The organism is Bacteroidetes bacterium SB0662_bin_6 (assembly GCA_009839485.1).
GTDB lineage: Bacteria > Bacteroidota > Rhodothermia > Rhodothermales > VXPQ01 > VXPQ01.
The window spans coordinates 41,582-54,399 of the sequence record VXPQ01000053.1 but is presented as its reverse complement, the minus strand read 5'-3'; the positions used below and the strand labels follow the sequence as shown (position 1 = coordinate 54,399).

At 58.6% G+C, this 12,818-nt stretch carries 9 protein-coding genes, 1 tRNA gene and 1 riboswitch; of the genes, 7 read left to right on the top strand and 3 right to left on the bottom strand.

The window, feature by feature from the left end; all coding sequences use genetic code 11:
* Positions 1–12 precede the first annotated feature (12 nt).
* Together argG and folD are read right to left on the bottom strand one after the other, a co-directional pair.
* The gene (argG, locus tag F4Y00_10465) at positions 13–1,236 is read right to left on the bottom strand and encodes an argininosuccinate synthase (GenBank protein MYE05377.1); all 1,224 of its coding nucleotides are present in this window, start codon (positions 1,234–1,236) and stop codon (positions 13–15) included.
* Positions 1,237–1,641: 405 nt separating this feature from the next.
* Entirely contained in the window at positions 1,642–2,520 is an 879-nt protein-coding gene (gene folD / locus F4Y00_10460) for a bifunctional methylenetetrahydrofolate dehydrogenase/methenyltetrahydrofolate cyclohydrolase FolD (GenBank protein ID MYE05376.1), read from the bottom strand.
* A gap of 313 nt (positions 2,521–2,833) precedes the next feature.
* Positions 2,834–2,987, top strand: a riboswitch (SAM riboswitch).
* Positions 2,988–3,167: 180 nt separating this feature from the next.
* On the opposite strand from folD, the gene F4Y00_10455 reads away from it, so the two are divergent.
* The 5 genes from F4Y00_10455 (at position 3,168) to F4Y00_10435 (ending at position 7,674) form a co-directional block, all read left to right on the top strand.
* Positions 3,168–4,502, top strand: a complete 1,335-nt coding sequence (locus F4Y00_10455; protein ID MYE05375.1) for an O-acetylhomoserine aminocarboxypropyltransferase/cysteine synthase — start codon at positions 3,168–3,170, stop codon at positions 4,500–4,502.
* A gap of 17 nt (positions 4,503–4,519) precedes the next feature.
* On the top strand, positions 4,520–5,596 hold the full coding sequence (gene metX / locus F4Y00_10450) for a homoserine O-acetyltransferase (protein ID MYE05374.1): 1,077 nt from the start codon (positions 4,520–4,522) through the stop codon (positions 5,594–5,596).
* 123 nt (positions 5,597–5,719) lie between these two features.
* Positions 5,720–6,796 carry an aspartate-semialdehyde dehydrogenase gene (gene asd / locus F4Y00_10445; GenBank protein MYE05373.1) on the top strand — a complete coding sequence of 359 codons (1,077 nt, stop codon included), beginning with the start codon at positions 5,720–5,722 and terminating at the stop codon, positions 6,794–6,796.
* Positions 6,797–6,963: 167 nt separating this feature from the next.
* Positions 6,964–7,039: transfer RNA gene (locus F4Y00_10440), tRNA-Gly, on the top strand.
* Between the two features lie 200 nt (positions 7,040–7,239).
* Positions 7,240–7,674 (top strand): hotdog fold thioesterase, encoded by a 435-nt coding sequence (locus F4Y00_10435; protein MYE05372.1) that lies wholly within the window; start codon positions 7,240–7,242, stop codon positions 7,672–7,674.
* A gap of 51 nt (positions 7,675–7,725) precedes the next feature.
* Here the strand turns inward: F4Y00_10435 and F4Y00_10430 are convergent, their stop codons facing one another.
* On the bottom strand, positions 7,726–8,841 hold the full coding sequence (locus F4Y00_10430; GenBank protein MYE05371.1) for a DUF4097 domain-containing protein: 1,116 nt from the start codon (positions 8,839–8,841) through the stop codon (positions 7,726–7,728).
* 114 nt (positions 8,842–8,955) lie between these two features.
* Between F4Y00_10430 and F4Y00_10425 the strand changes: the two genes are divergently transcribed.
* Both F4Y00_10425 and alaS read left to right on the top strand, forming a co-directional pair.
* Complete coding sequence (locus F4Y00_10425; GenBank protein MYE05370.1) at positions 8,956–9,606, top strand: DNA-3-methyladenine glycosylase; 651 nt, start codon at positions 8,956–8,958, stop codon at positions 9,604–9,606.
* 88 nt (positions 9,607–9,694) lie between these two features.
* Positions 9,695–12,745 (top strand): alanine--tRNA ligase, encoded by a 3,051-nt coding sequence (gene alaS / locus F4Y00_10420; protein ID MYE05369.1) that lies wholly within the window; start codon positions 9,695–9,697, stop codon positions 12,743–12,745.
* Positions 12,746–12,818: the final 73 nt, after the last annotated feature.

Below are 12,818 nucleotides of genomic sequence, written 5' to 3'. Positions count from 1 at the left end.
TGAGTGCGTGTGTCAGGCGGGCGATTCTTTCGGCGCGTTTTCCGCATTGCGGCGTGCTCTATGCGCCAATAGAGCCTGCACGCCGTAAATCTGCGTAAAGCCTTCGGCGTCTCGTCCATCCCACAATGCGTTGGTTTCCCCGTAGACAGCCACGCGGGGGTCGAACATCGAATAAGGACTTTCGCAGCCCGGCACCTCGATACATCCCTGACGTGCTTTTACCCGTACCGTACCGGTGACGACAGTCTGCGATGAATCGATGAGCGCTTCAATATCCCGCATTACCGGGTCGAAATACTGCCCTTCGTGGAGCATCTGTCCATAGTAGTCCGCCAGATGATCCTTTTGGAAACGTTGCCGGTTCGTAAGCACGATTTTTTCCAGTTCGCGATGCGCAGAGAGCAGGATTGCCGGGGCCGGCGCCTCGAAAGCCACGCGTCCCTTGACCCCAAGAATCGTGTCGCCTACATGCATTCCTCTCCCGACGCCGTGTGCAGCTCCCTCGGTATTGAGAGTTTCAATAAGGGTCACTGGATCGAGAAGCGATTCATTGATGGAAACGGGAAGACCTTTCTCGAAGCCGATCACCCATTCCTGTCCTGCGTCGGGCGCGCTGGCAGGCGCTACCGTATCGACCCATCCCTCTTCGGGGAGCGGGTTGGCGGAGGTTAGGGTTTCGCCTCCTCCAATCGTGGTGCCCCAGAGGCCCCGGTTGATGGACCACACTGTGGTTTTGCGGGGTACGTCGAAACCGCGTTCCTGCAAAAAGGCTGTAGTTTTCTCGCGACTCAGCCCCAGTGAGCGGATTGGGGTCAGGATGTCCATGTCGTCCGCCAGCAGGCGCACGGCGACATCGAAGCGGACCTGGTCGTTTCCGGCGCCGGTCGATCCGTGGGCAATAGCCCGTGCGCCGGTTTGCTGTGCCGCATGCACCACCATGCGGGCTTGTGTTACCCGTTCCGGTCCGACACACAACGGGTATACGCCGCCGCGCAGGACGTTCCCCTTGATCAGGTAACTCAGGTGATCGTCAAAGAGGGCCTTGCGTGCATCCACGAGGATGTGTCGGGCGGCGCCAAGCGCCCGGGCGCGGGCCTCGACGCCTTGCGCCTCTTTCTCCGAGAGCCCTCCTGTATTGACCGTAACCGTATATATCGGCTCGTCGAAGGTTTCGGCGAGATAAGGCACGCAAAAAGACGTATCGAGGCCGCCGCTAAAAGCAAGTACTATGGCCATCGTTATCGTGTAGGAAAAGATAGAAAATTGTGCGGTTGGACAACGGTAGGCCCGCGCGGTACAAAAAAAGCGCTGACCCAAGTGAATCAGCGCTGTGCAGGCAATCTGGGCGGGGGTAATTCCCGCCGGAAGTTATGGCGAAGCGCTTCTCCACGCAAAAAGCAAGCATCCTCGTCGCAGGCGCGACGGGAACGCAACGAAACGACGGGTATGTGTGCAGGATGCATGCATGGAGCCGGTCAGGCGCTACAGCCATTTACTGCAGTAGGGGTACATAATAACTTCCGCTGGTACCCCTGTCAAGGGGACAAGGTTTCCGGGCAGGGGTTTCCTCTCCGGATCTTGCAGGGAACGCTCCGAAAAGATCCGTGGCGTGCTGTCGGGTGAAACCTTTGCTAACAGACCCTAACGGTACGTTCCCTGCGCAGCAGCCAGTGTATTCCTGAGCAGCATGGCAATGGTCATGGGACCTACCCCTCCGGGCACGGGGGTGATATGCCCCGCCTGCTCCGCCACGCCGTCAAAATCCACGTCTCCCACGAGGCGATAGCCTCGCTCTCGAGACGGGTCGTCGACCCGGTTGATGCCTACATCGATGACCGTTGCACCGGGTTTTACCATATCCTGCGTGATAAATCCGGGGCGGCCTATGGCGGCCACGAGGATATCGGCCTGTCGCGTGATGTTTTCGAGGTGTTTCGTCCAGCTGTGGCACACGGTCACGGTGGCGTCCGTTCCGCGCTGCATCAGAAGCGCTGCCAGGGGCTTTCCCACGATATTCGATCGTCCGACGATGGCGGCCCGTTTACCGGGAATGTCAATCTTCGCACGGGCAAGCAATTCCATGACGCCTGCCGGGGTGGCAGACACAAAAGCCGGGTCGCCGATCAGCAGGCGCCCTACGTTCTCGGGATGAAATCCGTCGACATCTTTCGCCGGATCGATCGTATGGATGACCCGTTTTTCGGAGATATGCCCGGGGAGCGGTAACTGCACGAGGATGCCGTCTACGCTGTCGTTTGCATTCAGCGCACGGATAAGTTCGAGCAGCGACTGTTCGGATATATCGGCGTCCCGGAGGATCGTTTCGCTTTCCACGCCGACTTCGGCAGAGGCTTTTGTTTTACCGCGTACGTAGGAGGCGGAGGCGGGGTGGTCCCCCACCAATACGACCGCGAGTCGAGGGGAGCGATGGCCGCTTGCGGTCCATGCCGCTACTTCTTCGCGAACTTCTTCACGGACGGCTTGAGCAACGGCGCGTCCGTCCATGATTTTACCGGGCATCGTGTCGGATCGGGAAGGGTGAGCAGGAGAATGCTACAGAGGAAATGGTATTGCGGAATCCTCTCTGCGGCACAGAACCTGTTGAAAGATACGGACGAGAAGGGTGAGAGGGCAGCGATGTCCATGAAGTCGAGGTGAGATTTGATCCAATGCCTTGCATGCGCCGTCCGGATTCCCGGTGTGTTTGCTCCAGGGCCTCCGGGAGACCGCCTCCGGCTCCCTTGTTTTCATTTCCCGCAAAAATTTTTTTGAGGATCCGGGAACCTTCGCTGAAACCCCTCTGTAGCAGAGCCCATGAAACGATGTTTCAGATAGCTCATCCAGAAGGGTGGAGGGTGCAGGCCCTTTGAAGCCCTGGCAACCGCCGCGTTCGACCGGTTAAAGATCGGCGAACAGGGAAAGGTGCCAATTCCTGCCTCGCTCCGGCGCACTTCGGTGCAACGGGAGCCCGCGAGGAAAGATGAGCGGGAGAGATTCCCTGTCCGTCAAGGACTTTCGCCTCTTCCGCACGTCGACGCGGAGGGGGTTTTTTTATGCCCTCTTTCGTTGGCGAAGGCCGCGCCGCCTGCGGCCTCCATCTCTTCGGGAAGAGCCGTCTCGACATCCCTAACAGGTAATCCATACTCTCACCACCATCACAAAACATCATGAGTAACAACGGACAAGCCGCCGGGCCCCATTTTGAAACCCTGCAACTTCATGCAGGGCAGGCGCCCGACCCTACTACGAACGCCCGTGCTGTGCCGATCTACGCCACGACGTCCTACACGTTCAACGACGCGGATCACGGCGCCAACCTCTTTGCGCTGAAGGAATTCGGCAATATCTACACGCGGATCATGAATCCGACGAACGATGTCCTCGAGCAGCGCATTGCGGCGCTTGAGGGGGGTGTGGCAGCCCTTGCCACATCCAGCGGTCAGGCTGCGCAGTTACTGGCGATCTCGACGATCGCAGAAGCCGGCGACAACATCGTGTCGACCAGCTTTCTGTACGGCGGAACCTACAATCAATTCAAAGTCACGTTTCCCCGGTTGGGTATCGATGTGCGCTTTGCCGACGGGGACGACGCCGATTCGATCGAGCGACTGATCGATGACCGGACGAAGGCCATTTATCTGGAAACGATCGGCAATCCCCGGTTCAATATCCCTGATTTTGAACGCATTGCGAAGGTTTCCGAGCGCTACGGTGTGCCCATCGTCGTGGACAACACGTTCGGCGCCGCCGGATATCTGTCCCGGCCGTTCGATTATGGGGCGCACATTGTGGTTGCCAGCGCGACCAAATGGATCGGCGGTCATGGTACGACCATCGGTGGCGTGATCGTGGACAGCGGATCGTTTCCCTGGGATAATGGTCGCTTCCCGACGTTCACGGAGCCTTCTCCGGCTTATCACGGCCTGAATTTCTGGGAGGCTTTCGGGCCTGAAGGCGTGCTGGGCGTCAATGTGGCGTTTATCATCCGCGCACGCGTGGAAGGTTTGCGCGATCTCGGACCGGCGCAAAATCCGTTCGGCTCGTTCCTTCTCCTGCAAGGACTGGAAACGCTGTCCCTGCGTGTCGGCCGGAGTTGCGAGAATGCGCTTACGCTGGCCCGCTGGCTGAAAGATCAGGAGCAGGTTACCTGGGTAAGCTATCCGGGACTGGAAGACGATCCGTACCATGCGGCAGCGAACAAGTATCTGAACAACGGATACGGCGCGGTGCTTGCATTTGGCGTCAAGGGAGGCGTGGAGGCAGGTCGGACGCTCGTGAACAGCGTCAAGCTGGCCAGCCATCTGGCGAATGTCGGGGACGCCAAGACCCTGATCATTCATCCGGCTTCGACGACGCACCAGCAATTGGCTGCAGAAGAGCAGTTGGCTGCCGGTGTGACCCCGGACCTCGTGCGGGTTTCCGTAGGCATCGAACACATCGATGACATCATCGGAGATTTTGCGCAGGCATTCTCTGCAATCAAGGACCCGGTTCCCGCCTGAATAAACCGGATCGATTCATGGCTGAGGTGTTCAGGGTTCCGACGCTGCAGCTCGATTCGGGACGTACGATGACGGACGTACCCGTTGCCTATTCGTCCTGGGGCGAGTTGAATGCACAAGGCGACAATGTGATCGTCGTTTGCCATGCCCTGACGGGCAGTTCGGCGGCGGACGATTGGTGGGGACCGCTCATCGGGCCGGATCGAGCGCTCGATACGAACCGGTTCTTTGTCGTTTGCCTGAATGTACTCGGGTCGCCGTACGGTTCGGCCTCCCCGGTCTCGAACAATCCCGAGACCGGCGAGCCGTACGGCCCCGGGTTTCCGGCCGTGACCATTCGCGACACGGTGCGGGCGCACCGGGAGGTGCTGGAGGCGCTCGGCGTACGCCGGGTATTGTTTGCCCTTGGGGGGTCCATGGGCGGCATGCAATCGCTTGAATGGGCCTTCGAGGATGATTTCGTGGACGGTATTGTACCGATTGGCGTGGGGGGGCGGCATTCCGCGTGGTGTATCGGGTTCAGCGAAACCCAGCGGCAGGCCATCTACGCAGATCCGCTCTGGAACGACGGGCAGTACACGGAGCAACCCCGGCAGGGATTGGCGACGGCCCGCATGATCGCCATGCTGACGTACCGCTCTTCGGGTTCATTGACCAGACGATTCGGGCGCAGTCCTCAGGATGGTGCGGAAGATATGTTCGCTGTCGAGAGTTACCTGCGCTATCAGGGCGACAAACTGGTGAACCGGTTCGATGCCAACTGTTATGTGCATCTCACGCACCAGATGGATACGCACGATGTCGCCCGCGGGCGTGGCGCGTACGAGGATGTGTTGCGCAGCATGGACAAGAAAACATTGGTTATCGGCGTCGATTCCGATGTACTGTATCCGTTGGCCGAACAGGAAGAATTGGCTTCGTTGATTCCCGGGGCCCGGCTCGAGGTCATCCGGTCGCCGGATGGACACGATGCTTTTCTGATCGAATTTGAACAATTGGGGCGGTTCATTCGCACATGGGTGGAGGAGGAATTGCGGCGTCCGGAACCGCCGGGCGCGTGCGCGGTTCGGAGCGAGAAGTTCATTGGTGTTTGAATCCTGCGTTGCTGTGATGGCCCGCAGGGGCCGTAGCCAACGGGCTGTTTGTCCGGAGGACGCCGCAATCAGGCCACGCCGGGCGGCTTCCGGATGCAAGAAAGCAATTGGTCGGTACGAGATATGAAGGAAAAGCTGAAGGTCGGCATTCTTGGCGCTACCGGTGCGGTGGGCCAGAAATTCATCGAAGTGCTTGACGGGCACCCCTGGTTCGAGATTACGGCATTAGCCGCATCGGAGCGTTCCGCAGGCAAGCGGTACGCGGATGCCGCGAACTGGATCGGATCGGCGTCTATCTCGCCGGACATTGCGGATATGAAGGTGGTGGTGGCAGCGCCGGACCTTGAGGCCGACTTCGTGTTTTCCGGACTGGATGCATCCGCGGCGGGCGAAATCGAGCCATTGTTTGCGCGGGAGGGATATCCTGTCATCTCGAATGCGCGCAATTACCGTATGGCGGAGGACGTTCCGCTCCTGATTCCCGAAGTAAACCCGGATCATACCGCGCTGATCGATCGACAGGATCGTGGAGACGGTTTCATCGTCACGAATCCGAATTGCAGCACGGTGGGTCTTGTGTGCGCGCTCAAGCCGCTGGTTGACCGTTTCGATGTGGACGCTGTACATGTAGTCACCATGCAGGCGCTTTCCGGGGCAGGGTATCCGGGCGTGTCGTCACTGGATGCCCTCGGCAATGTGGTCCCGTATATCGGTGGCGAGGAAGACAAGGTGGTTACGGAGCCGACAAAATTGTTAGGTCGGCTGGTAGATGGCCGCATCGAGCCGGCGGCTCTTCGCGTAAGCGCCCAATGCACCCGGGTTCCGGTTCTTGAGGGGCACCTTGAAGCCGTTTCCGTGCAATTTCGCGGCACGGTGTATGCGGAAGATGTCAAGGAAGCCCTGCGCACCTGGCGGGCGCCGATCGCCGGGTACGATCTGCCGTCTGCACCGGCACGATTCATCGAAGTGTTTGAGGACGAACGCTTTCCCCAGCCTCGCCGCCATGTCGGGCTCGGACGGGGCATGACGGTATCTGTCGGGCGTATCCGTTCCTGCGAAGTGCTGGACGTAAAGTTTATCGTACTTTCTCACAACACGATCCGGGGCGCTGCGGGAGGAGCTGTGCTGAATGCCGAATTGCTTGTCAAGCAGGGGCGTCTTGCCAAACGGGGAGCCGTTGCTGAAGTGGTTGCAGGGTAACTACAACATCTGCTTTGCTCCTGGGATTTGATCAGAGTATCCTTTACTTTTTTCGGTAGTGTTTGCTTTGCTCCGAAGGGCCGTTACGGGGAACCTGGGTATGTGCGTTACGTTTGCATACGCCGCTCCGTTTTCCGGAGCGATTGTCGTGCCTGAATGGTGTATATGCGGAAGTAGCTCAGTTGGTAGAGCATTTGCTTGCCATGCAAAAGGTCGCGGGTTCGAATCCCGTCTTCCGCTCCATATCCTTGCCGAAAGGTTTCATGTGGAAGTAGCTTGGATGGTAGAATCCACTATGTACATGCAGCCCGTTGTGGATCCAGGCCGGTCAGGTTCGAATATTGCCGGTGTATCGGACCATCGCGCGGGATATTTGCTGTACAGATTTCGACGACAGGAAAACGATGAGTAAACCATCCTCACAGGAGCCCGCTGCGACGCCCATCTGGTTCGGTGAGCCCGATCTGGATGCGCTCTCCGAAATAACTGCCGGTACGATGGCCTCGCATCTTGGCATCGAGTATACCGAGATAGGCCCTGATTTCCTGCGCGGCACGATGCCCATAGACGAACGCACCATGCAGCCCCAGGGCATCATGCATGGAGGCGCATCCGCCGCCTTTGCGGAAACGCTTGGGAGCGTAGCGGCACATCTGTGCGTGGATCGGTCCAGGAAGCGTTGCCTCGGACTCGATATCTCCGTAAATCATATCCGGCGAGTCGCTGCCCCCGGTAAGGTTACGGGAACGGCGCGGCCTCTGCACATTGGAGGAATCACCCAGGTATGGGAGATTCGCGTCGAAAATGTCGCCGGGGACCTGGTTGGCGTGAGCCGCCTGACAATCATTGTCCTTACGGTGCCGGTGCGTTATTCCTGACGCCTTCCGCGACCGGGACCCGCTTTCTTATAAGCAGTCCGTTTTTTCCGGCTACCTTGTCCGGAGAGCAACTTCCCCATGCGATGCCCGGGCATACAGTTCGGGGCCGCCTCCATTCACACGCCCCTGTACTTCTTTTTCCTTACGCGTTCCCTCGAATTGGAAGGCATGGTCCATGGAGACGTCGGAGGCCTTCAAATCGACGTCAAGCGCTGTGCGTTCCGGAGCGGACAAGTCGATATCTCCATGCGCAGTGCTGAAATTGCCGCCCGCCGCCTGGAGAAAATGCAGGCTGATGTCTCCATGCCGCACTTCCATACGTGGATAGCCGTCCATTTCGTAGACATCAATGTCTCCGTGGGATGCTCCTACATCGATTTGCCCGGCAGTAACGTGGTTCATGGCCAGATCGCCGTGCGTCGTACGGATGCGAATGGTTTCTGCGGTCGCATAGTCTATATCGAGATCGCCGTGCGCGGTAGATAGCTCGACATCGGTTGCGTCGATCCGATGTGTGGACAGATCGCCATGTTGCAAGGCCAACCGGATGCGCTCACTACCCAACTGGCTGGTTTGCACGTCACCGTGCGCTATGTCCATGGACAATGAGGAACCGCTTAGCGATTCGGCATCCAGGTCTCCATGGGCAAGGTCTACGTTCAGGGCGCCTTTCAGGGCATCGATGTCCACATCACCATGGGCTACATCCATTTTGGCGTCAAACATCTCCGGCACGGAAATATACACATGGACGCCTGCGCGCATACGCCAGCCACTTCGGCGCCAACTCCAATTGCCCTTCGGGTCCGTACGGACAAACAGTTTCCCGTCCGTTTGTCCCACCTCGAAGTTCAGGTACTCGAAGAAGTCGTGTGCCTGGTCATTTATTTCCCTGCCTTCAAGCGTGATGCGAATGCGCGCTTCACTGCCCCTCGCTTTTTCGATATGGATGTCGCTGTGGATCACATCCACCAGCAATTGTTCTCCCGGCTGCACGGAGAATGTCTCGTTGATCATTTCCTCTTCAGCCCGGTCGCCGATCCGGTCCGGGCTGTTCGGACTGGTGCGCGGGGCGAATTCGGCATGGTGGAACAACGTGGCTCCGGTCACGGCAAGAAGCAGCAATGCGCCGGCGCCGATGCCTGCTATACGGAATGCGGAATGCATGGGAATCTGTGTTTTGTTACGGGAAGATCGGGAAACGCGCTATAAGGCAACCCCTATATTATTAGTGGGCGTTTACCTTGATTACGGAACATTCGGTCAGGGGTTACACCAAAAATGCACATACTGCCGGAAAAATTTTACGAGCGGCCCACGCTCGAGGTAGCGCGCGACCTGATCGGCAAGCATCTTGTGCGTGTGCTGGACGACGGCACGGAACTCTCCGGCCGTATCGTGGAAACGGAAGCCTATACGCAGGACGATCCCGCGTTCCATGGATGGGGTATTCTTGACCGGGAAACCGGGTTGCTCAAGCCGGAAGGCCGCGGACGCGATCTGTTCGGTAAGCCCGGCACGGCGTACGTATACCTGACGTATGGAGTGCACTGGCTGATGAATGTGGTGACGGAGCGGGAAGGAATCGGCGGCGGCGTGCTTTTGCGCGCCGCGGAACCGCTTCGGGGCATTGACTCCATGTACGAGCGGCGGGTATCGGCGCGCAGCGACATTGATCTTGCGAACGGCCCCGGAAAACTGGCCCAGGCCTTTGCTATTGCCGGGGCCCTGCACAATACTTCCGTTACGAAGCCGCCCCTGTGTGTGATAGAATCCGGCGCCACAGGACATCCTGCCGTCGAGACGTCGTGCCGCATCGGTATCACCCGGGGCGCCGAATTACCCTGGCGCTTTTATGTGCCGGACAATCCGTATGTATCGCGCGGCGTGCCCAGCGATATTGTCCAGGCGCGGAAACGCAGCAGGCCCTAATGCGCGGGTTTGGGCACATTGCGCCTTTCCCTTCGTTCATTTGCGATTCGTGAACTGTCAATGCATGGCGTCTTTCGCCTGCTCTGTCATGCCCGATCTGCTTTCTTCCAACGATATTCGCAGCGCCTTCCTCGATTTTTTCCGGGATCGGGGGCATGAGATCGTGCCGAGCGATTCACTGGCGCCTCACGGGGACCCCACACTGCTCTTCACGAATGCCGGGATGAACCAGTTCAAGAATGTTTTTCTCGGAACGGGCGAGCGGGACTACCGCCGTGCTGCGGACACCCAGAAATGTCTCCGGGTATCCGGAAAGCATAACGATCTCGAAGAGGTAGGTCTCGATACGTATCACCATACGTTTTTCGAGATGCTGGGCAACTGGTCGTTCGGCGACTATTTCAAGCAAGAAGCCATCGGGTGGGCCTGGGAATTACTCGTGGACGTATTCGGGTTGGCTCCGGACAGGTTGTATGCTACGGTGCATGAGGGCGATGAGGCATTGGATCTGCCGCCCGACTCGGAAGCGGCTGCGCTGTGGAAGTCCGAAACGGACATCCATCCGGATCACATCCTCTACGGAAGCTCGAAAGACAATTTCTGGATGATGGGTGACGAGGGTCCGTGCGGGCCCTGCTCGGAAATCCATATCGATATGCGTTCGGACGAGGCGCGCCGGGCCGTGCCCGGCAGGGAACTGGTCAACACAGATCACCCGGAGGTGATAGAACTGTGGAACCTCGTGTTCATCCAGTACAACGCGCTGGCTAACGGGTCGCTCGAGCCGCTTGCGGCCCGGCATGTGGATACAGGACTGGGGCTCGAGAGGTTGGTGGCGGTGCTGCAGGGGAAACGGTCGAATTACGATACGGATCTGTTTGCATCGCTTCTTGCCGGCGTGGCGGCATTGTCGCCTCGCGAGGAAATTGTATCCTACGACGACATCGATATTGCCGACGAGGCGGAGCGCGAGCGGTGCCGCGTAGCGATGCGTGTTGTAGCCGACCATGTGCGCACGATCGCTTTCGCCATAGCTGACGGGGTGGCCCCGGGCAATGTGGGGCGTTCCTATGTGATCCGGCGTATTCTGCGCCGGGCTGTGCGATTCGGCTATCAGGCGTTAGGGATGAGGGAGCCGTTCGTTCACCGGCTCATCCTGCCGCTCGCCGAAAAAATGGGCGATTCTTTCCCGGAATTGCGCACCCACCGCGAACATATAGAACGCGTCACGCGGGCCGAAGAGGAGCACTTCCTGCGAACGCTCGGTACGGGCATCGATTTCTTCGAGTACATCGCGAACCATGTCAAGGCATTGGCCGATGCCATCAAGGAGTCCGAACATGCAGTTCAGGAAGTAGCGGCCCGAGAGGGGGTATCCATCCATACGGTAAACAGCAGGGCGAGGATGGACTATTCCGGCAAGGGGTACCGTCGTGTCAGGGAAACGAAGTCCGCTGCGCAGAAAGTGCTCAGCTTACTGGGTTCTGACCGGAAGATGCTGGATATCCTTCAGAAGGCGTTCGGAAAAAGGCCGGGATACGAGGCATACAGGGTATTCATCTTTGCGGCAACGGGTGGACGTATTCCCGGAGAGATCATTTTTCTGCTGCATGATACGTACGGGTTTCCTGTGGACCTGACGCAACTCATGGCGCGCGAGAAGGGCCTTGTGGTGCATGACGAGGATATTGCGCGGTACGAGGAACTCATGGAGATGCAGAAGGAACGTGCCCGTGCGGGCGCCTCGTTCCGGATGGCCGCGGATACGGAAGAAGCATGGCAGGTATTCGTGTCGGGCGATGATTTTGTGCCCGGGGATTCGCTGTTCGTCGGGTACACTACTCTGGAAGCAACGGATGTCCGCATTGCTGCGATGCGAGCTGTTTCGCTGGAGGTGAACGGTAAAGATGAAGAAAAAAGAGCCCGTCAGGCCGCTCGTGTACAGTGTGAAATCGTACTTGATCGTACGCCTTTTTATGGAGAAAGCGGCGGGCAGGTAGGAGATACGGGCATACTGGATGTAGGGGGGGAGCAGATCCGGGTGCTGGATACGAAAAAACACCAGCACCGCATTGTGCACTGCGTCGACCGCTTGCCGGACGACCCCTCTGCGCTGGTGCATGCGGCGGTGGATGCGGATCGTAGACTCCGCATCGCAAAACACCATACTGCGACACATTTGCTTCATGCGGTGCTGCGTGAGGTGCTGGGCGAGCATGTACAGCAACGGGGATCGCTCGTGGCTCCCGACCGATTGCGTTTCGACTTTAGCCATTATGAGCGCGTGGCGCCGGAAATGCTGGAGGCCGTACAGGCGAGAATCAACGAGGTAATCCAGCGTGATGTGCCGGCGCGTATCGAATTCGATGTGCCGATGGCGGAGGCGCAGGCTCGGGGCGCCATAGCGCTCTTTGGAGAGAAATACGACGATCGCGTACGCATCGTTACGTTCGATCCGGCCTTGTCCGTTGAATTGTGCGGCGGCACGCATGTCCGCGCCACAGGCGAGTTGGGTGTTTTTCGTTTTTTGTCGGAGGGATCGGTTGCGGCAGGAATACGACGTCTGGAGGCTGTGGTTGGCGAGCAGGCGCTGGGTGTAATCGAACAGGAACGGAAAGAGTTGGTGGGCGTCCGGGAGCAAATCGGGTCTGTACAACGTCCGGCCTCGGAGGAAATTGCCCGACTGGTGGCGGAGAACAAACGTCTCCGGCGCGAAGTGGAGAGGCACCGGGAGCAGGCGCTTGCCGGACAATTGGAGGATTTTCTTGAGAAGGGACGTGAGGTCGAGGGGATTCGTGTAATAACAGGCCGGGTGGAACCGGTGTCGATGGATATGTTGCGCAGCCTGGCGGAAACAATGCGTGAGCGCATGGGCGAATCTTCCGTGGCAGTACTGGGCGCTCCGGATTCCGAGGGAGACAAGGTATACCTTGCCGCGGTGGTATCCGATGATGTCATCCGGCCGGGTGTGTTGAAGGCAGGCGATCTGGTAGGGCGGCTTGCCCGCATCGTGGGCGGCGGGGGTGGAGGGCGTCCTGAATTGGCTACCGCAGGGGGGCGCCGTCCGGAAAAACTGGACGAGGCACTTTCCTCGACGGCAGAGGTAGTGCGTGCCTGTCTGGAAAATTCGACATCCTGACGATATTTGTTTTGTGCGCCGGCTCTTCCGGAATGCTGCGAGGACATTTTTAAAGGAGTATCGAAAAATCTGC